Raw genomic sequence first — 18560 nt, 5'->3', positions numbered from 1 at the left:
TGGTGCTGGAGGAAGGATCTGGCGGAGTTCCGGGGCTTGTCGGCCCGGGAACGTGCTGGATTTCTGCTGGTGCTGGAATGGTTCGAGAACTTCCGGCTGCGCAACGAGCTGTCCGCCGGACGCGTGGCAGCCCAGGTTTTTTGGAAGTCGGAGGTGATCCGGGAGGACCGCGAGCGTGAAAAGTGGCAATTGGAACAATGGGGGGATGCGATCCAGTGGTATTTGAATTGGTTGGAGGCGTGTTCCGAGTCGGGGGCGGATCACCGGAGTTTGCCGGAACGCCTGCGGGCGGCGGTGCATTCGTCCGGTGCGCGGCGGGGTTTGGCGGAGCGGACGAAGCAGTGTTACGGTGCTTGGGCGACGTGTTAATTTGGGAGTGGATTGATGAATGACGATTGTTGATTTTGGATTTTTGATTGGAAGAAAAGATGAGACCTGGCACTTGAAGATCGGCTGATTGATTTTGCGGTGGCGATTATTGGAGTCACGGAGTCCTTGCCCGGAACCAAGGCGGGAAACCACATTGCGGGACAGTTGATCAGGTCGGGAACGTCGCCGGCTCCGAACTACGGGGAAGCGCGGAGTGCGGAGTGCGGAATCGAGACGCGGCTTCATCCATAAGATGAAGATTTCCCTCAAGGAACTGAGGGAGACGATGATATGACTCAAGATCATTTCCCGGAAGCAGCTTGTCGCTGATGAGATGGTATCCACGACAATCGCGGAATGCGACGAACTGATCGCCATCTTCGTGAGTAGCACGAGAACTGCCGATGGAGCCGATTGAATCAGATCAAAAATCAAAAATCCCCAATCATCAATCGTCAATGAATCATCCACCCGACGGCCCTGCTTCAATATGGTGCGGGGTTGCGGCTTTCCGAGTTGGTGAGGATGCGGGTGCAGGATGTGGATGTGGGCCGTGGTACGCTGACGGTGCGTATGGGCAAGGGCGACAAGGATCGCATTTCCGTGATCCCGAATGTGCTGAAGGAAGCGCTGCGAGGGGAAATTTCCAAGGCACGGGAATACTGGGCGGAGGATCGGAGAAATGACGCGCCGGGGATTGCGCTGCCGTGTGCGCTGGTGCGCAAGATGCCGAGGGCGGGTGAGAAATGGGCCTGGATGTGGTTGTTTCCGGCAGATCATCTCTCCACGGATCCGGAGAGCGGGATCCTGCGCAGGCACCATTTGCATCCCGGTGTTTACGGGGAAGCGATCAAACGGGCGGGCGACGAGGCGGACATCGGCAAGCGGGTCACCACCCACGCGCTGCGGCATGCCTTCGCCACGCACTTGTTGGAAGGAGGAACGGACATCCGGACTCTGCAGGAACTGCTGGGACATGCGGATGTGAAGACCACGGAGATCTATGCGCATGCGGCGGAGATCGGAAATGATCGGGGCGTGCGCAGTCCGCTGGATAGGCTTTGAACATCGAACATCGAACGCCCGACATCGAAAATCGAAGGGAAGAGAGGTAAGGGAAAGGGACGCCGCGGAGACGGCCTGGGGCGAGACGCCCGCAGTCACTTGGCGGGGAGGAATCGAGTCATGGGCGGATTTTGGCTGTTTTACAATGAGTTATGAAAGGGGGGCGGGGAGTTCCTTAGGGAAGATTTGAAACTCCCTCGGGGGGAAGGATTCTTTCCACAGGAGGAAAGCGGGTTCCCGCGGGAGGCGGACCGGTTCCCCGGGGAGGCGGAGTTCTTGACGCGTGAACGGGTCGGCTTCCCCGGTGCGGGTCGGTGTTCCCGCCGGAGGAAGTGATTCTCCCCAGGGAAGGGAGTTGGCTCCCCGGGGAGCAGGAGAGCGTCCCCCGGGTGAATGGTTCTCTCCCCGGCGCGGGGCGGCTGTCCCGAGGCGGGATGGGATCTTCCCCGGGGAATCCGTCCGGCTCCTGCGGGGGTGGATCCGGCTCCCTCGGGAAAGGGGCGTTTCCCCGTGGCAAGGCCGCGCCATACCGGGGAAAGTGGCGGTCCCGCCGGGGAAGATGGCAGCGTCCCACGGGCGGAGGGCTTCCTCCGGAGGGAGCGGGAGTGCTTCCCGCGGGAGGAAGGCCTTTCCGCTAGGGATGGAGGTGCGGCGGCTTGGCCGGTTAGAATCTCCCCCGGCTCCGGTGAAGAATGCCGATTTGGTTACTTGCCTTCCGGCGGGAATTCCCGTCTATCTGCGAGGTTGGTACCCGGCGTCTATCCGAATAAGCGGATAGGTCCCGTGAGATCCGACAAAACAGAAATAAAAATATGCCAGGAAGCCCTGTACCAAACAATGAAACCGACCTTGTCCCGTGGCTGACGAATTTCGGACCGAAGCTGAGCAACTACGCCGCCACCCTCACGCTGGATCCGGCGGAGGTGACCGCCACGCAGGCGGACATCGGCTACATCGTCTATCTGATCAACGTGCGGGTGCCGTCGGAGCGGCAGACGCTGGCGGCGACGGTGGAATACAAGAACTTCATGAAGGATGGCGATGCGGCGGCACCGTTGCCCGCCACGCTGCCGGGCACGGTGGCTCCGCCCGCCTATCCGGCAGCGGTCGTTCCCGGAGCACTGGTGCGCCTGCGCAAGCTGGTGCAGAACATCAAGAGCCGTCCGGGCTACACGGAAACGATCGGCCAGGATCTGAACATCATCGTCAGTGGTGAGTCCGCGGGACCGGTGGCTCCGACGCTTACGCTGGTCAGTGCCGTGGCCGGTGCCGTGACGTTCGACTGGAACAAGAGCGGATGGACGGGAGTGAAGATACAGTGCCGGACGAATGGCGGCGCGTGGGTGGATCTGGGAATGGATCTCTACAGCCCGTTCGTGGACACCCGTCCGCTGGCGGTGGCCGGCCAGCCGGAGAACCGTGAATACCGCGCCTGTTATCTGGATGGTGACACGGTGATGTCCACCTACAGCCAGGTGGTGCAGGTGACGGTAGCGGCCTGATGGGAGGCCGTTAGCTGAAAAATCCGGGGCAGGGGTGGTTTCCACGGGGAAACGGCTCCCGCCCTTTTTCGTGATCTGGATCGGGGAAGGGAGATCGATTGAGGATTTTTGATGGTGGAAGTGAAGGGGGAGAAGAATGTGTCACGACTGTCTCAGTCGGGAGGTAAATCCGGCTGAGACAGCCGGGACACATTGCGCACCATTGCCCGCGGGTTTCAGTGACACTCGGAAGAGTCAGATGGATGATTGAGCTTTGTTGATTTTTGATTGTCTTGGATTGGGAAGACAAGAGCCGCCGGTGGTTTCGATATTGCAGGACAAGCTCCGCCGGGCTTTTCTCCAGACATGCGCCACCTCACCCGTTCCGTCCCAGCCGTCTTCATTGCGGCTTCTTTGTTTTCCACCCCAGTGTTCGGGAAGGCGGATCCTCAGGTCGAGGCGGCGGTGAGCGCGGTCTATCCGGCGCTGGTCCGGATTCATGTGGTCGCCGAAGAGGGCGGTGATGGGCGGATGCAGAAGCAACGGGCGAGCGGCTCGGGCACGATCATTTCGCCGGATGGCTACATTTTGACCAATCACCACGTCGCGGGCCGGGCGACCCGGATCACGGTGCGTTTGGCGGATCGCCAGGAGCTGCGGGCGACGCTGGTGGGGACGGATCCATTGGCGGACCTCGCGGTTTTGAAAATCGACCGGAAGAATCTGCGCAATCCCGAGGCTCCGCTGCCGGTGGCGAAATTCGGCGATAGCAGCGCGCTCGAAGTCGGCGACACGGTGCTCGCGATGGGCAGCCCGGCCGGGCTTTCGCAATCGGTGACGCAGGGGATCGTCGCGAATACCGAGATGATCGCTCCCGGCGGCTCGATGCGGTTGGACGGCGAGGCGGTGGGTGAACTGGTCCGCTGGATCGGCCACGACGCGGTGATTTTCCCGGGAAATTCGGGTGGGCCGTTAGTGAATCTCAAGGGTGAAATCATCGGGGTGAATGAAGTCGGCATCGGCAGTCTCGGCGGAGCGATTCCCTCGAACCTCGCCCGCAAGGTGGCGGACGAGTTGATCGCCAGCGGCCATGTGGAGCGCAGTTGGGTCGGGCTGGTGGCTCAACCGCTGCTCAAGACGTCCGACGCGAAATCGGGAATTCTCGTCGGCGGACTCATCAGCGGTTCGCCGGCCGACAAGGCGGGATTGAAAGCGGGCGATCTCGTCACTCGCTGCAATGGCACGGACGTCCCGGCATCGCGCGCGGCGGAGGACATCCCGGTATTTAACAGAATGCTGTTGGAGTCGGCGGTGGGATCCGAGATTTCGCTGGAAGGCAGCCGCGACGGCAAGCCGATGACGTGGAAAGTGATCGGAAACCAGCGCGAACCCGCGGAACCCCGTGAAAAGGAATTGCTGTCATGGGGCATCACCGCCCGCGACATCACCGAACTGAATGCGAAGGAAATGCTGCGCGACGACAACAAGGCGGTGCTGGTGCAGAGCATCCGTCCCGGTGGCGGTGCCGCGGCGTCGAAACCGGCGATTTCTCCGGACGATCTCATTCTATCGGTTTCCGGCAAGCCCACTCCGAATCTCGTGGAGCTCATCAAGGTCAGCGGTGAGATCACGGAAGGAAAAACCGAGCCGGTGCCCGTGCTGGTCTCTTATGAACACGATGGCCGCAGTTATCTAACGGTCGTGAAGATCGGACCCGAAGTGGACCCCGACAAACCGGGACTGGTGAAGAAGGCGTGGATCGGCATCGATACCCAGGTGATTTCAGCGGACCTCGCGGAAGCGCTGGGAATCAAGGGATCCAAGGGCGTGCGGGTGACCCAGGTGCATTCCGCCAGCAATGCGGAGAAAGCGGGATTGAAAACCGGCGACCTGCTCTTGAAACTCGACGGCACGGTGATCCCGACCTCGCGCCCGGAGGAATCCGATGTTTTCGCCTCGCTGATCCGCCAATACAAGATCGGCACGGAAGTGACTCTATCCGTTCGCCGCGGAACCGAGGCCCTCGACATCAAGGTGCCGCTCGACGCCAGCCCGGAAGGCACCTCGGAGCTGGACTCGTATGATAGCGAGACGTTGGAATTCAACTCGCGTGACATCGGCCAGGCCGACCGCGTCAGTGAGAAACTTCCGGAAGATTTCAAGGGCGTGCTCATCACCGCCGTCACCCCCGCCGGCTGGGCCGCGCTCGGAGGACTTTCCGCCGGAGACATGATCGTTTCCATGGACGGCAAACCGGTGGAATCCATCGACGCCCTGAAACCAATCCTTGCCGACGTCGAAAAAAACCGCCGGAGTCCCATCGTCCTGTTTGTCCGCCGCGGAATCACGACGCGCTACATCGAACTGGAGCCATCCTGGTAAACCAACCTCACCCACACCACCCCATGAAATCCCGACTGATACTCATCGCCGCCCTCGTGGCCGCCCCTCTCGTTCATGCCGCCGACGGTCCGCTGAAAGAGAAAGCCCTTGCCCTGGCCGCCTCTAACAAAGACTCCGTGCTGTTCCTGAGCGCGGTGGTAGAACTCGAAGTGACCGTCGGTGACAATCCCGCGAAGAAGGAAGAGCGCAAACTCGAAATGATCGGCACGGTCATCGGCAAGGACGGCTTGATCGTGGTGCCGCTTTCAACCCTCGACGTGGCCTCCACCATCGACGGCCGGACTTACAACGGCCCGCAAGGACCGACCAAGCTCTCCGCCAAAGGAACGACCAAGGAAGTGAAAATCCTGATGCCGGACGGATCGGAAGTGGAAGCGAAGGTCGCCTTCAAGGACACCGATCTCGACCTCGCCTTCATCCGCCCGGAAAAGCCCGATGAGGTGAAACTGACCGCCATCGATACCGCTAACAACGCACCGATGGGCGTGCTAGACGACGTGATCGTCCTCGGCCGTCTCGGCAAGGACCTGAACCGTCAGCCCGTCGTGATGACCAACGAAATCATCGCGCTGATCACCAAGCCCCGCACCTTCGGCAAGATCGGCACCCAGGCTCTGGGCATGCCGGTGTTCAACAAGGACGGGAAATTCGTCGGATTCGGCATCAATCGTTTCAGCCCGAAAGGCGACAGCGATAGCCAAGGCCCCGCGCCGTCGAATGTGATCCTGCCCGCCGCGGATCTGTTGGAGTCCGCCGCTCAGGCGAAGTGATAGATCCTGTTTCCGGAGTCCAAGCTTCAGCTTGTCTTTGGTTGGACTGGTCCTTGAAGAAGCGATCTAACAGCCAATAGGTTAAGGATTCAATCAGGACGCTCCGCTCTTGATCCCGAGAGGGATCGCGGATTTTAGCCCCGGGTCGAGGAGCGTCAGCGACGAAAACCCGGGGATCCTTGTAAGTAGAAGGATTCGACCCCGGCAGCGGGTCGCAGATGGCGTGACGATCCGTGGCGCGTCCGACGTTTCTGGCACGCCTTTCAGGGTGCGAATTCATGGGTAACCGACACCCGGGGTGGTCGTCGCTTTCGCTTCTCGACCCCGGGCTACCCTCTGAAATCCCTACCGGGATATGGAATGAAGCCGAAATTCTATCGAGTCCTTAAAGGCATTGGAATTTAGCCCGGGGTCGAGCGATAGCGACCACCCCGGGTTTCAAGACCCGATGTGATTCGACCCCGGCAGCGGGTCGTGGAATGCGGAGGGGCCATGGCTGGTTAGGCGCTTCCGGCACACCTTTCAGGGTGGCAATCTTGAAAAATCCCAGCCGGAGTTTCCATCCCGATCCTCAAACGGATTGAGCTAAAGCGATGACTCCTGTTAGTGATGCCCCCAGGCGTCCCACATGAGTTTCAACGTCATCGCGAAGACTACGCAGAGGAATACCGGGCGGATGAACGCGGAGCCTTTCCGGATGACCAATCCCGAACCTAACCGGGCTCCGAAAATCTGCCCCGCGATCATCGCACCGGCGGCGGGAAAATTCACCGAGCCGATGGCGAGGAAGATGCAGAGCGAGCCAAGGTTGCTGGCGAGATTCGCCGCCTTGGTATAGCCGGTGGCGTGGCGCAGATCCATTCCTAACAAAGCCACCAGCCCGATGGTCCAGAACGATCCGGTGCCGGGGCCGAAGAAGCCGTCGTAAAAGCCGAGGGCGATCCCGAACAGCCCGGCGAAGACCAGCGGCGAGATCTTAGATTTCCCGGGATGAATGCCGAAGCGCCGGTTGAATGCGGTGTAGATGGCGACGGTCGCCAGCATCCACGGGATCATTTGTTTGAGGAGATCCTTGCTGAGAACGCTGACGGCGAAAGCACCGCCCATGCTGGCGAGAAATGAAAGCGCCACGGCGAGTCGCAACCACGGCGTCTTCATCAGCCCGGCACGCGCATAGCTCCAAACGGCAAGGATCGTGCCGCAGGAGGACTGGAGTTTGTTCGTCCCCAACGCAATCTGCGGCGGCAGCCCGGCGGCCAGAAGGGCGGGCACCGTGATGATCCCGCCGCCACCGGCGATCGCGTCGATGAACCCGCCGCCGAAACCCGCGAGAAAAAGCCATGCGTAGGTGATCGGGGACATGGGTTGCTAGGATTCGATCAATGACAGGACCTCTGTCGGCGACATCCCGCTTTCTCGAAGCGTTGCGATGGACAGTGAATCGTTCCGTTTCGCGAGTCGTTTTCCGTTCTCGTCGAGCATCAGACGGTGATGCAGATAGATCGGCTCGGGAAGGCCCAGCAGGACTTGCAGCAGGCGGTGGACGTGGGTCGAAGAAAGCAGATCCTCGCCGCGGGTGACGTGGGTGATTTCCTGGAACGCGTCATCCACGACCACGGCCAGATGATAGGCCGTGCCGATGTCCTTGCGGGCGAGAACGACGTCGCCGAGCAGCTCCGGGCTTACGGGGATTTTCCCCAACCGCAGATCGTGGAAGGTTAGGGGACCGGTGAGATCTACCGTTTTTCCGGAATCCAGCCGCCATGCGTAGGGAATACCGGAGTGGATTTTTTCCCGTTGTTGAGTGGGTGTTAGTTTTTGGCAGGTTCCCGGATAAACCGGCGCTTCGGGTCCTTGTGGGGCGGCTCCCATTCTCGCCCATTCGTCCTGAATCTCACGGCGGGTGCAGAAGCAGGGATAAACGAGATTTCTTGCGCGCAGCGATTCGAGCGCGGCTTCGTAAGCAGTGATTCGGTGCGTCTGACGGAGTGGTTCGCCATCCCATTTCAGGCAGAGCCATTCGAGATCCTCCTCGATACCCTGATAGAATTCCTCCCGCACGCGGGGACCGTCGATGTCCTCATGCCGCAGCAGGAAAGTGCCGTTCGCCTCGCGAGCGAGGTCATGCGCCACCTTGGCTGCGAGGACGTGGCCGAGGTGCAATCGTCCCGTCGGGCTGGGGGCGAAACGCGTGACCGTCATTGCGGATATCTGACAGGGTGAAAATCGCAGCGCAAGGATAAGGGGGCATGGACGTCCCATCCCCCTATTTGAAAAGCACATCCACACCCATCGCCGATTCGCGCATGAACTTCGGCAGCGCCTGCGGAGCTCGGGTGCGGAAAACCCGGTAGGCGTAACTCAGCAATCCGAGCGTGAAGACGCGATCGATTAGCCGGTAGCCGCGCTTTTTGCGGGACATCAGGCGGATCGCCCAAGCGATGGTCCGGCGTTTGAGTTTGAACGGCTCGAAGGAGACTTTCACCCGGTAGCGGTGGCGTATTTCCTTGGGCCAGCGTTTTTTGTAGAGCTTTTTGGCGACCCGGATTTGCTCGGCCATCGTTTCGTCGAAGGGCAGGAAATAATACCGTCGCGCCAGCAGGATCATCCCGAAGGCGTCGCGCATGTGCTCGATGTCGTCTACCGGCAGTCCGGCGGTCCGCGCGAGTTCGATCATTCGGGGAAACAACTCCGCCGCCGCATCACCGGCGCGGAGGGCACGCTCGGGATCCGTCATGAAATGGGAGACGATCTTGCGGACGCCGTGGTTGATGAAGATGGAGTCCCAATACATGTGCAGCATCGGCGGAACTCTAACACGCCTGAAAAATAATTTCTGCCGGGCGAATTCCTCGATGTAAAGCAGCTCGAGGATGACGGTGTCCGAGTGGCGTAACAGTTCGAGTAAGGCAGGGGCCTTTTCATGGCCGGCGAATTCTCCGATGATCGTTTCCACGGATTTTCCGTGTTTGAAAACACCGATGGCCACCGCGGTGTTGAGCCGGATCCAGATGTCGCGGTTGCCTTCTTCCAAAAACGCGAGGCGCTTGAACCGGTGCCAGCCGCCGGTCTGGCACCAGACGGACATGCCGACCATGTTTTGCGCGGCGGCGAGTTCGCGTGAAAAGCGTTCGCAATCGCGGCCGATGAACGACGGATATTCGCCGGCACCCTCATATTCGCGGCGGGCCTGCATTTCGATGATCTTCTTCTGCGGCACGCTGAAGAACGCGCGGTTGAGCGGGAGGTAGCGGAAGAAATCGCTTTCGCCGTGTTTCATGGAGACAATGAAATTCGGCGAATCCACGCCTTTGAGTGTGTCTGTTAGCGTGCCGCTGTGCCAGATGAGGTCGCCGATGCGATGCGCTCCGACCGTCCAAGTGCGGAGGATGAGGTTCTTGCCGCGGGTTTCGAAATCGGGGAGCAGCAGCTTGAGCAGCCGGTTGGTTTCCTTCGCGCTCGTTAGGTGGAGCTGGGTGCGGATCGGATCTTCCACATCGTGTCCGTCGCTTTCGCCGATGCGGAGGATGAGGCCCGCCAGTTGGGGGAAATCATCGAGCACACCGCGGACGAGGCTTTGGTAGTATTTTTCCAGCTCCTCTGTGTCGTCGCCTAGCGCTTCCGCGACTGAAGCGGTCATCGGCAGGACGTCGGTGGTGAGATAGATTTTCAGGCCGAATTCCTGATGGAGGATCTCGAAGAAGCGTCGGAATTTTTCCCTGAAGAGGGCGATCTCCGCGGCGACTTCCAGTTCATGCAGCGGGTGGGGAGCGAGGTGGGCGAGGTCGTCGAGGGTGACGGCGTTGTAGCCTTGGGCGGAAATTTCGCCGGCGAATCGGCGGAGGTCGGTCTCGATTTGCTTCCACCGAGCATCGTCCGCGCCGTAAAGGTCGGAGAAGGGGATTTTCGACCAGTTCACCCGCTCCTTCTCATAGCCCCGGAAGAACGGGCCGATGGCATCGATTAGAAAAAGCTCCATGGGGACGGCGGGAAAATAATCTTTCCGGCGTGCGACGGCGACCAGATTCGTTCGCTGACGGAATTGTCACGTCGAAGGAATGTTGGATGGACGATTTTTCCGGGATCGCTAAGTTGCCTCCCATGCACACGTTTGGAATCTGGCTTGCATCCGCCGCTCTCGTCGTCGCTTCCGCGACGGAAGACTTCATTTCCACGGCGAAGGAAAAGCATGGCGCATCCGGAGAAAAGGCCGCGCGCTTTCTGGTGGAGAACATGCCCGCCGCGGATCGGGATGCGCTGGGTTCCGGTTTTCTAACGGAAAATCTGGATCTCGCATTCAAAGCCCGTGAGACGTTCCCGTGGGCGAAGGCGGTTCCTGAGGCGATTTTCCTGAATGATGTCCTGCCGTATGCGGTTTTCGATGAACCGCGCGATCCTTGGCGGGCGGATTTTTTCGAGAGGGCCGCGCCACTGGTGAAGGATGCGAAAACCGCGACGGAGGCTGTCCAAGATCTTAACAAGGAGTTTTTCAAACTGGTCAACACCCACTACGACACCGGGCGCAAGCGGACGAACCAGAGCCCCAAGGACTCGATGGAGCAGGGGAAGGCTACTTGCACCGGGCTCTCGATCCTGTTAGTGGACGTCTGCCGTGCGGTGGGAATCCCGGCCCGCGCCGTCGGCACGCCGATGTGGACCAACGGCCGGGGCAACCATACTTGGATCGAAATTTGGGACGGCGATTGGCATTTCACCGGTGCTGACGAATATGACGCCGGAGGATTGGACCGTGGTTGGTTCACGGGAGATGCGGCCAAAGCGGACGCGTCGAAGCCCGCCAATGCGATTTATGCCACGTCTTGGAAGAAAGATGGATTGAGTTTTCCGATGATCTGGGCGGAAAATGACTCGTCTGTAGCTGCCGTCAACGTCACGGCCCGCTATACTGGTAAGCCGGCCGTTGCCAAGCCGACCCTCGGAATCCGCTTTTTCGACGGGGAAACCCGGCTGGCGCTGAAGGGATGGCTGATCAAGGAAAACATTTATTCAGTGGCGGATTTCGAAACCAAAGCCGGCTCCGCCGATCTCAACGACATGCCGCGGGTCGAGGTGGAGCCCGGCAGCCAATACCGCCTGCGGTTTCAAATCGACGGGAAATTGCTCGAATCCGCTGCTTTTGAGGCGGGTCTTGGCGAAACCACGCGGGACGTCAGGAAAAGCGAGCTCGTTCCGGTTCCGGTTGGAGAGTGAGGGTGAAATGGCGGAGTTTGTGAAAATTTTCACAAACGACTTGAGACACCGCGGCCACGAAGGCACAGTTCGTGCAGCAGCAAGCACCATGGTCAGTCCTTCCACCAGCACCCTCCACACGGCCTACGATTCGAAAATCGAGGGCAATGTCATCATCACCCGCGTGGATGCCGCCATCAACTGGATGCGGAAAAACTCGCTCTGGCCGATGCCGATGGGCCTCGCCTGTTGCGCGATCGAGCTGATGGCGACGGCATCGAGCCGCTTCGATATCTCGCGTTTCGGGATGGAAGTGATGCGGTTTTCTCCACGTCAGGCGGACGTTCTGATCGTTTCCGGAACGGTGACTTACAAAATGGCACTCGCGGTGAAACGCGTCTGGGATCAGATGCCTGAGCCGAAATGGTGCATCGCGATGGGTGCCTGCGCGTCGTCCGGCGGCATGTATCGCAGCTACGCGGTGCTTCAGGGCATCGATAAATTGATCCCGGTGGATGTTTATATTTCCGGTTGCCCGCCACGGCCTGAGGCGTTGATCGAGGGGCTGATGAAGCTCCAACGGAAGATCGAGGGCGAGGAGTCCACGATGGACCAGAAGCGCGTGTTCGTGGAAGAGAACGCCTGAATTTTTTCTAACTGAATTTCAAAATGTCAGCCGCAGCCGATGTCACCAAGCTCCGCGAATCGTTCGGAGAAAAGATTTGGGAAACCCTTGAATTCCGCGGAGAGCAGACCGTGCGAGTGGAACTGGGTTCGCTGCACGATGTCCTCGCGAAATGCCGGAACGACCTCGGCTATGAGATGATTCTGGATATTTCCAGTCTCGATCATTTCGGTGATGATCCGCGCTTCGAGATGGTTTATGAAATCGCCACTTTGGATGATTCCAAGCACCTGCGCGTCAAGGCCAAGGTGAGTGAGGATGAAAAGGTGCCTTCTGTTACGGACTTGTGGGTCGGTGCGGATTGGCATGAGCGCGAGGTTTGGGACATGATGGGGATTCCCTTCACCGGCCATCCTAACATGAAGCGCATCCTGATGTGGGAGGGCTATCCGTTTTTCCCGCTGCGCAAGGATTTCCCGCTCGCCGGTCGTCCGACGGACATGCCGGACGTGGCGTTCACCGGAGTGGCCCCGCTGGAAGGCGGTCCGTTCGTGACCAGCGCCGGGGCGGAAGACGTGGCCCGCCGCGAGCCGCGCGCGCGCGTGGTGGAGTGATTCCATTCCGCGTCCGCTACTTCTTCTAACCGCACTCCGTCATGTCTTCTTTCGGTGTGCCGTTTTCCAATGCCGCACGGAACCTGCGACAGCTCGGCAGCTCGCCCGTGACGTGGAGTTTTGCGGTGGTAATTCTGGCGATCGAGCTGGCGATCACTCTCGTCGGCGGAAGGGACCGGCAGCCTGCCTGGTCGTGGTATGAAACGTTCGGACTCTCGCGTGACGGATTTCTAGCAGGGCATTTCTGGCGGATTCTCACCTACGGATTTCTCCATGGTGGCTGGTGGCACGTCGGATTGAATGCGGTTTTCATCCTGCTCATCGGTTCGCGGATCGAGCACATGGCGGGGAGGAGAGCGGAGGCGATCACCGTGCTGGCCGGTGTGATCGGTGGCGGCATCGGCCACTTGGTCATGGCGTCCGGATTGCTGGTCGGCATTTCCGGCGGATGCATGGCGTTGATGCTGCTTTTGACCACCTTGTCTCCCCAATCGCGAATGATGCCGTTGCCGGTATCAGGCCGGAGTCTCGGGCTGGGGATCATGGTGGCGGCCCTGATCCTTGCTCTGCTGGATCCCGCGTTGGGCATTCCCGGTTTTTCTACCGTGGGCAGCAAGCTTGTCGATTCCGGGCTGGGAATGGCCTTTAAAATGGGACACGCCTGTCATTTCGGCGGAGGCATGGCCGGATGGCTGGTAGGTCGATGGATTCTGCGTCCCCGCATTACGCTGGAACGCCTCCGCCGCGACAGGGAGCGGCGAGAGGCGAACGGGTCTCAGCGGTTGGGTTGAAACGAATTAGTTGTGCCGTCCGGTGGTCCGACCATTGTCGTCCTCGGACTGGGCTTGCGGGTTGTTTTTACCTTTTTTCGGATTCTGTTGGGAATTCCCCTGGCGTTGGCCTTGTTGGTGGCCACCCCCGTTTCGCTGTCCTTGCCGGGCTTGTTGATCGGAGGATTTGACGGGTGTGTTGTACCGCGATGGAAGGGTGCCGCTTTGCTCATGGCCGGTCGGTCTGGTGCTCTCACGCTTGTATTGCGAGGAACTCGAGGTCGTCGTCTGGCTGCTTCGTGTGTAGGAACTCGAAGCTGGCCGCGTCCCGGTGTTGGGGCGATAGGCACCACCATTACCGTTGTAGCTGCCTTGCGTTTGATGGGAACCGGTCACTCTGCCCTGGCTGGCGGGTTGTTGGCGGACTTGTCTCGCCCAGCCGTATTTCGTGTTTTGATACAAGGTGGCCCGGTTGTTGTAGTTTACGACTGTGACGTTCGAAACGTAAGCTGGCGGGCGGATATAAGTAACGCCTGGATGCCAGCCATAGGGATGAGGCACTCCGTAAACGATTGGCGGACGATAGCCGACCGGATAGTAGCCATTCAAATAGGGGTCGTAGTAAGCGTGACGCCGGTAGTCATAGTAGCTGTAGCAGTGCGGGTCGTAGCCCCACTGCGGATTGCCGGTGCCAACGAAGACGGAAGTGGAAAATCCGCTGCCCCCATAGCCGTAGCCATCCCCATAGCCGGAGCTGTAGGTCCCGCCGACCGAGGCCGACGAGTAGTTGGGGTCATAATAGCAGGAGGTGAACGCCATGGACACCACAGCTCCCACTGCGGCACCGACCAATAACCGAAGATTTTTCTTCATGCAGCTAAGACAGCACAGGTCCCCGTTCTATTCGAACGGTTTTTACGGGAATTTTTGAACTCCGGCGACCATGAGTTGACAGGGGCGTGGTTTCTCCGGTTTCCTCGGGAACCGACCTCATGAATGCTTCAAGCGCACCGATTTTAGTTACTGGAGGAGCTGGATACATCGGCTCCCACACCGTCCGTCTCCTTGCCGGCCAAGGCAGGAAAATCGTGGTCCTCGACAATCTCGTGTTCGGTCATGATCAGGCAATCGTCGATCCGGGTGTCGAACTCGTCGTCGGCGATGTCGGTGACCAGGCGCTGGTCCGTTCGCTTTTCGAAAAACATCAATTCGGGGCCGTGATCCACTTCGCCGCCTACGCCTATGTCGGCGAGTCGGTGACGAATCCGCTGAAATACTATCAGAACAATACCGCGGAGCCGATCAAGCTGCTGCAAGTGATGCAGGAGTTCGGTTGCAAGGTCTTCGTTTTCTCATCCACTTGCGCGACTTACGGCGTGCCGGAAAAGCTCCCGATCACCGAGTCGAATTCCCAGAAGCCCATCAATCCCTACGGCATGAGCAAGCTGATGGTGGAGCACATCCTTGCGGATTGCGACACTGCCTGGGGCCTGCGGAGCGCCTGCCTCCGCTATTTCAATGCCAGCGGCTGTTCGAAGGACGGCTTGATCGGGGAAGATCACAATCCCGAAACTCACTTGATCCCGCGGGTCATGATGGCGGTCACCGGCGAAATCGAATATCTCGAAGTTTTCGGCACCGACTACGACACCCCGGACGGCACCTGCATCCGCGACTACATCCATGTTGAGGATCTGGCTGATGCCCACGCACGGGCGCTCGACCAACTCGCTGCAGGCGGTGCTTCCGTACGCTGCAACCTCGGCACCGGTGTCGGGGTTTCCGTCAAAGAGATCATTTCCGCCGTTGAGGAAATCACCGGCAAGACCGTTCCAGTGAAATACGGACCACGTCGTGAAGGCGACCCGGCTTCGCTGGTGGCCGATCCTACCTTGGCCAAAGAGCTTCTCGGCTGGGTGGCCAGTCGCAAGGATATCCGTGATATGGTCGGGCCCGCCTGGACTTGGACCTCGGGTCCAAACGGTGGTAAATTCCCTCCAAACAAAATCTGAACGTAATTGCGATGTATTGACATTTGCACTTGCGATGTCCCGAGAATCGCTCCAATTTGCATCAACCAAACGCCCAAACCCATGGACTTTTCAAACCCGAATTTTGCCCCTTCAAAGCATCATCGTGCCTTCACGTTGATCGAGATGCTCGTCGTGATCGCCATCATGTCCATCCTGATGACTGCCGGAGCCATTGGTCTGGGTGGCATGGGTGGCAAAGGCGTCTCCAGTGGAGTGGCTACTGCGGAATCCCTATTTGACGAGGCAAGGGCCGTTGCCGTTGGCCAGCGGACACGCGCCAGGGTGCTTATTTCCCATGATTTGACCAATAGCCCCGCCGAAAACCTTCGGCGGATTGTGGTGGCGAATGCTGAAGTCGATCCTGCGACCGGGAAAGAGAAGACCCCGTTGAACTGGGTTCTTTCGAGCCGCCCGCAGCTTCTGCCCGATCAGGTCTATTTCAGCGAGACCTACAGTGTGAAGGACCAGAAATCGGGAAGCGGTGCGCTTGAAGAGATGACCCTCAGCACCGGCGTCAAAGCTCCGTTCGCCGGCAAGTATTTCTATTACGAGTTTAACGCCGAGGGGATTAGCACCACGCCGGGAGCAAGTTTTGTGATTGGAAACGGATCGCGCGGATTGAATTCTCCGACGGACCAACCGCGTGTCACTTCTTCTGGCAAGCGCGATTTCGGTGGTTTTGTCATCTGGCGCAACGGGCGGACATCGTTGTTCCGCAGCCCCGCACAGATCTCGAAGTCAATCAACGACCTTAAAACCGGAGACAAGTTTTAATTCATGAAACCATCCTGCAATTCCCGCGCACGCGGATTCACTCTTCTTGAGACCGTCATCGCCATCGGTGTGCTCGCGGTTCTGCTCACCGGCTTCATGGTGGTATTCGCTCCTGCGGCCGAAGGCATCCGCAAGTCGATCAATGTCCAACAGGCCGACCGCCTGGCTTCCACTGTCGAACAGGAACTGGTGACCTTGCGCGACAAGGAGACCGCCACCTACAAAACCGGATTCAACAAGTCCTTTGACTGGATCAAGGATTCCGACAAGCCCGCGAGTGCGATTCTGGTCTATCAATACCGCGGCAAAATCGGGACGACCCCGCGCTCCGACGGGACTCTCGAACCGGAACCCTTGTTGAACGGCAAACTCCCGGGCAAGGACTATCAGGTGGTTCCCGTGGTTCGCCGGTTGAGCGATCCTAATTTCAAGAACGATTTGCCGGCAATTGAAGGATCCATCTATCTCGTGAAATGCACGCAGTTGGTTTTCAACAGCGGCGAACTGAAATTGGGCTCGCCGGGATCCATCAAGGATCCGAAAGCCGGAGCTGCCGCAGCGGATGGCGATGCCTATCCGGAAGCTGTCATCGCGTTTTCCGCCGACTTCTTCATCATGCCTGCCAAGGCGGATGGATACTTCACCAGCACTGCCTTCACCTCGAAATTCCCGGACCTGAAAAATCCGGTCTTCAGCCGCAACCTTGCGGTTCGCCGTTAATTTCCACTCTCAAACCCATTTATGAAAAACCCGCGGAACTCCGCCACCAAGCGTGGCTTCACCCTGATGGAGTTGATGGTCGCCATGGCCATCACGACGATTATCGTCACCGTCCTGGTTTCTATCACTTCGATCGCGCTCGATACTTGGAACCGCAGCCGTTCGGAACTGCGCGCTTCCCGTCAGGCGAAGTCGATGATCGACACCATGGCCCGGGATTTCGAATCCTTGGTTATCCGCCGTGGAAATACCAACCAATGGCTTTCCGCGATCGATAGCCCCGCCACCGTGGGCAAGAGCATTGAGAGCACCAATGCTTCGGAATTCATCTTCTTTACAGCCGTGACGGATCGCTACAACGGTCAGGTAGGGGTCAGTGGCACCGACATGGGAGGCGATGTGTCCTGCGTCGCCTACAAACTGGATTACCGGGATCCGATCGATACGGGAGGTGGATCAACCGACTTCCAGACGTTCGTCATGAACCGTCTACTCATCAACCCGGACGTGACTTTCGACAAGCTTTTGGGGAAAGATGATCTTTCCTCGGCATTCACGAACTATAACACCAAGTTGAGCGATCCGGAGAATTTCATCTGCGAAAATGTTTTCCAGTTCTCGGTTACCTTCAACGTTCAGGTGACCCAAGTGACGGGAACCACCAGCAAGGTGGTCAACGTTCCGGTAACCATCGGCAAAAAGGATGCGGAGAATTCCACCAAACGTTTTAAAATCTCGGGCTTGGGAATCGATTGTGATGTTTCCGCAGGAAGTGTCACTACCGCAGAGCTCGCTTCAGGTCGGATCACTTCGGTGGATATTGCGATGACGGTGGTTTCCGATTTCGGGATCGACCAGTTGGGCAAGCGGACTTTTGTTGCCGCGAACGGAAAATCAGCCGACGAGGTGAAGTCCGATTTCCTGGCGAAAAATTCCTACGAATACACCAAGACGGTTCAAATCCCGAGCATGTGAGTTATTGATGATCTCGCTTTCTCAGGGGCGGATGACTCAAGATTTTCTCACAAGGCTCCGAAGCGGCGGTGGCGGCGTTTGTACTCGTTCACCGCTTCGAACAGCTCGCCTTGGCGGAACTCCGGCCAGAATTTCTTCACGATCACCATTTCCGCATAGCTGATTTGCCATAGCAGGAAATTGGAAACCCGCATTTCTCCGGACGTACGGATGAGCAAATCCGGATCGGGGATGCCCGCAGTTTGCAGGCGGGAGGCGAACAAGTCGTTATCGATGTCGGAAGGGGCGATCTTGCCGTCGACAGCATCGGATGCCAGCGAACGGGCGGCCGAGACGATTTCCTCGCGACCGCCATAGGAAAGTGCGAGAACCAAGGTCAAAGTGGTATTTTCCGCCGTCCGGGCTTTGATCCGTTCGACCAGAGCGCGGGTTTTAGCTGGCAACCGGTCAAGCTGGCCGATGGCCAGAAGTCGAACGTTCTGGCGGTCGAGATCCTTGGCTTTTTCGTCAAGGAAACGATCCAGCAGACTCATCAAGGCGGTCACCTCGGCAGGGGGGCGGCTCCAGTTTTCCGACGAGAATGCGTAAAGTGTCAGGTATTCGACCCCCAGCTCAATACATGCTTCCAATACTTCCCGCACGGATTCGGCACCGGCGCGGTGGCCTTCGAGTCGCGGTAACCCACGTTCCTTGGCCCAGCGGCCGTTGCCATCCATGATGATGGCGACGTGGCGCGGGATTTCGGGATGTTCGGCCATGGCGGGAGGCTGG

At 58.9% G+C, this 18560-nt stretch carries 19 protein-coding genes; 14 read left to right on the top strand and 5 right to left on the bottom strand.

Features of this window, described 5'->3' with window-relative positions; genetic code table 11:
* From ABIQ96_RS19545 to ABIQ96_RS19520, 6 genes are all read left to right on the top strand, one after another.
* A partial coding sequence (locus ABIQ96_RS19545) for a hypothetical protein (protein ID WP_348216319.1) occupies positions 1 to 369 on the top strand: 369 nt, incomplete at its 5' end.
* 99 nt (positions 370 to 468) lie between these two features.
* Entirely contained in the window at positions 469 to 621 is a 153-nt protein-coding gene (locus ABIQ96_RS19540) for a hypothetical protein (RefSeq protein ID WP_348216318.1), read from the top strand.
* A gap of 210 nt (positions 622 to 831) precedes the next feature.
* Entirely contained in the window at positions 832 to 1434 is a 603-nt protein-coding gene (locus tag ABIQ96_RS19535) for a tyrosine-type recombinase/integrase (protein WP_348216322.1), read from the top strand.
* Between the two features lie 812 nt (positions 1435 to 2246).
* Positions 2247 to 2936 (top strand): hypothetical protein, encoded by a 690-nt coding sequence (locus tag ABIQ96_RS19530; RefSeq protein ID WP_348216317.1) that lies wholly within the window; start codon positions 2247 to 2249, stop codon positions 2934 to 2936.
* A gap of 345 nt (positions 2937 to 3281) precedes the next feature.
* Positions 3282 to 5297, top strand: coding sequence for a PDZ domain-containing protein (locus ABIQ96_RS19525; RefSeq protein WP_348216316.1), 2016 nt, complete (start codon positions 3282 to 3284; stop codon positions 5295 to 5297).
* Positions 5298 to 5320: 23 nt separating this feature from the next.
* Positions 5321 to 6088, top strand: coding sequence for a trypsin-like peptidase domain-containing protein (locus ABIQ96_RS19520; RefSeq protein WP_348216315.1), 768 nt, complete (start codon positions 5321 to 5323; stop codon positions 6086 to 6088).
* 603 nt (positions 6089 to 6691) lie between these two features.
* Here the strand turns inward: ABIQ96_RS19520 and ABIQ96_RS19515 are convergent.
* The 3 genes from ABIQ96_RS19515 to ABIQ96_RS19505 form a co-directional block, all read right to left on the bottom strand.
* Positions 6692 to 7450, bottom strand: coding sequence for a TSUP family transporter (locus tag ABIQ96_RS19515; protein WP_348216314.1), 759 nt, complete (start codon positions 7448 to 7450; stop codon positions 6692 to 6694).
* A gap of 6 nt (positions 7451 to 7456) precedes the next feature.
* Positions 7457 to 8290 (bottom strand): tRNA glutamyl-Q(34) synthetase GluQRS, encoded by an 834-nt coding sequence (gene gluQRS / locus ABIQ96_RS19510; RefSeq protein WP_348216313.1) that lies wholly within the window; start codon positions 8288 to 8290, stop codon positions 7457 to 7459.
* A gap of 64 nt (positions 8291 to 8354) precedes the next feature.
* The gene (locus tag ABIQ96_RS19505; RefSeq protein WP_348216312.1) at positions 8355 to 10067 is read right to left on the bottom strand and encodes a hypothetical protein; all 1713 of its coding nucleotides are present in this window, start codon (positions 10065 to 10067) and stop codon (positions 8355 to 8357) included.
* A gap of 122 nt (positions 10068 to 10189) precedes the next feature.
* Here ABIQ96_RS19505 and ABIQ96_RS19500 point away from each other — a divergent pair, with 122 nt between their 5' ends.
* From ABIQ96_RS19500 to ABIQ96_RS19485, 4 genes are all read left to right on the top strand, one after another.
* Positions 10190 to 11299, top strand: coding sequence for a transglutaminase-like domain-containing protein (locus ABIQ96_RS19500; protein ID WP_348216311.1), 1110 nt, complete (start codon positions 10190 to 10192; stop codon positions 11297 to 11299).
* Positions 11300 to 11387: 88 nt separating this feature from the next.
* Positions 11388 to 11924, top strand: a complete 537-nt coding sequence (gene nuoB / locus ABIQ96_RS19495) for an NADH-quinone oxidoreductase subunit NuoB (RefSeq protein WP_348216321.1) — start codon at positions 11388 to 11390, stop codon at positions 11922 to 11924.
* A 23-nt stretch (positions 11925 to 11947) separates the two neighbouring features.
* Positions 11948 to 12517 carry an NADH-quinone oxidoreductase subunit C gene (locus ABIQ96_RS19490; RefSeq protein WP_348216310.1) on the top strand — a complete coding sequence of 190 codons (570 nt, stop codon included), beginning with the start codon at positions 11948 to 11950 and terminating at the stop codon, positions 12515 to 12517.
* A gap of 41 nt (positions 12518 to 12558) precedes the next feature.
* Positions 12559 to 13308, top strand: a complete 750-nt coding sequence (locus tag ABIQ96_RS19485; protein ID WP_348216309.1) for a rhomboid family intramembrane serine protease — start codon at positions 12559 to 12561, stop codon at positions 13306 to 13308.
* A 6-nt stretch (positions 13309 to 13314) separates the two neighbouring features.
* On the opposite strand, the gene ABIQ96_RS19480 is transcribed toward ABIQ96_RS19485, so the two are convergent.
* Positions 13315 to 14160 carry a hypothetical protein gene (locus ABIQ96_RS19480; RefSeq protein WP_348216308.1) on the bottom strand — a complete coding sequence of 282 codons (846 nt, stop codon included), beginning with the start codon at positions 14158 to 14160 and terminating at the stop codon, positions 13315 to 13317.
* Positions 14161 to 14279: 119 nt separating this feature from the next.
* Here ABIQ96_RS19480 and galE point away from each other — a divergent pair, with 119 nt between their 5' ends.
* From galE to ABIQ96_RS19460, 4 genes are all read left to right on the top strand, one after another.
* On the top strand, positions 14280 to 15299 hold the full coding sequence (galE, locus tag ABIQ96_RS19475; RefSeq protein ID WP_348216307.1) for a UDP-glucose 4-epimerase GalE: 1020 nt from the start codon (positions 14280 to 14282) through the stop codon (positions 15297 to 15299).
* An 81-nt stretch (positions 15300 to 15380) separates the two neighbouring features.
* Positions 15381 to 16094 carry a prepilin-type N-terminal cleavage/methylation domain-containing protein gene (locus ABIQ96_RS19470; protein ID WP_348216306.1) on the top strand — a complete coding sequence of 238 codons (714 nt, stop codon included), beginning with the start codon at positions 15381 to 15383 and terminating at the stop codon, positions 16092 to 16094.
* Between the two features lie 3 nt (positions 16095 to 16097).
* Positions 16098 to 16814, top strand: coding sequence for a type II secretion system protein (locus ABIQ96_RS19465; RefSeq protein ID WP_348216305.1), 717 nt, complete (start codon positions 16098 to 16100; stop codon positions 16812 to 16814).
* A gap of 21 nt (positions 16815 to 16835) precedes the next feature.
* Positions 16836 to 17789: a prepilin-type N-terminal cleavage/methylation domain-containing protein gene (locus ABIQ96_RS19460; RefSeq protein WP_348216304.1), complete on the top strand. Its 954-nt coding sequence runs from the start codon at positions 16836 to 16838 to the stop codon at positions 17787 to 17789.
* A 47-nt stretch (positions 17790 to 17836) separates the two neighbouring features.
* Here the strand turns inward: ABIQ96_RS19460 and uppS are convergent, their stop codons facing one another.
* A complete protein-coding gene (gene uppS, locus ABIQ96_RS19455) occupies positions 17837 to 18505 on the bottom strand; it encodes a polyprenyl diphosphate synthase (protein ID WP_348216320.1) in 669 nt (222 codons plus the stop codon).
* Between the last annotated feature and the right edge of the window lie 55 nt (positions 18506 to 18560).

The sequence above is a fragment of the Luteolibacter sp. genome (genome assembly GCF_039920825.1).
GTDB lineage: Bacteria > Verrucomicrobiota > Verrucomicrobiia > Verrucomicrobiales > Akkermansiaceae > Luteolibacter.
This window is presented reverse-complemented; position numbering and strand designations above follow the sequence as displayed.

Bases quoted from the DNA above. Each gene is read 5' to 3' on its own strand.
- ABIQ96_RS19460 (WP_348216304.1), top strand. From the start codon at position 16,836: ATGAAAAACCCGCGGAACTCCGCCACCAAGCGTGGCTTCACCCTGATG.
- ABIQ96_RS19500 (WP_348216311.1), top strand. From the start codon at position 10,190: ATGCACACGTTTGGAATCTGGCTTGCATCCGCCGCTCTCGTCGTCGCT.
- galE (WP_348216307.1), top strand. From the start codon at position 14,280: ATGAATGCTTCAAGCGCACCGATTTTAGTTACTGGAGGAGCTGGATAC.
- ABIQ96_RS19525 (WP_348216316.1), top strand. From the start codon at position 3,282: ATGCGCCACCTCACCCGTTCCGTCCCAGCCGTCTTCATTGCGGCTTCT.
- uppS (WP_348216320.1), bottom strand. From the start codon at position 18,505: ATGGATGGCAACGGCCGCTGGGCCAAGGAACGTGGGTTACCGCGACTC.
- ABIQ96_RS19470 (WP_348216306.1), top strand. From the start codon at position 15,381: ATGGACTTTTCAAACCCGAATTTTGCCCCTTCAAAGCATCATCGTGCC.
- nuoB (WP_348216321.1), top strand. From the start codon at position 11,388: ATGGTCAGTCCTTCCACCAGCACCCTCCACACGGCCTACGATTCGAAA.
- ABIQ96_RS19530 (WP_348216317.1), top strand. From the start codon at position 2,247: ATGCCAGGAAGCCCTGTACCAAACAATGAAACCGACCTTGTCCCGTGG.
- gluQRS (WP_348216313.1), bottom strand. From the start codon at position 8,290: ATGACGGTCACGCGTTTCGCCCCCAGCCCGACGGGACGATTGCACCTC.
- ABIQ96_RS19515 (WP_348216314.1), bottom strand. From the start codon at position 7,450: ATGTCCCCGATCACCTACGCATGGCTTTTTCTCGCGGGTTTCGGCGGC.
- ABIQ96_RS19465 (WP_348216305.1), top strand. From the start codon at position 16,098: ATGAAACCATCCTGCAATTCCCGCGCACGCGGATTCACTCTTCTTGAG.
- ABIQ96_RS19505 (WP_348216312.1), bottom strand. From the start codon at position 10,067: ATGGAGCTTTTTCTAATCGATGCCATCGGCCCGTTCTTCCGGGGCTAT.
- ABIQ96_RS19480 (WP_348216308.1), bottom strand. From the start codon at position 14,160: ATGAAGAAAAATCTTCGGTTATTGGTCGGTGCCGCAGTGGGAGCTGTG.
- ABIQ96_RS19490 (WP_348216310.1), top strand. From the start codon at position 11,948: ATGTCAGCCGCAGCCGATGTCACCAAGCTCCGCGAATCGTTCGGAGAA.
- ABIQ96_RS19520 (WP_348216315.1), top strand. From the start codon at position 5,321: ATGAAATCCCGACTGATACTCATCGCCGCCCTCGTGGCCGCCCCTCTC.
- ABIQ96_RS19485 (WP_348216309.1), top strand. From the start codon at position 12,559: ATGTCTTCTTTCGGTGTGCCGTTTTCCAATGCCGCACGGAACCTGCGA.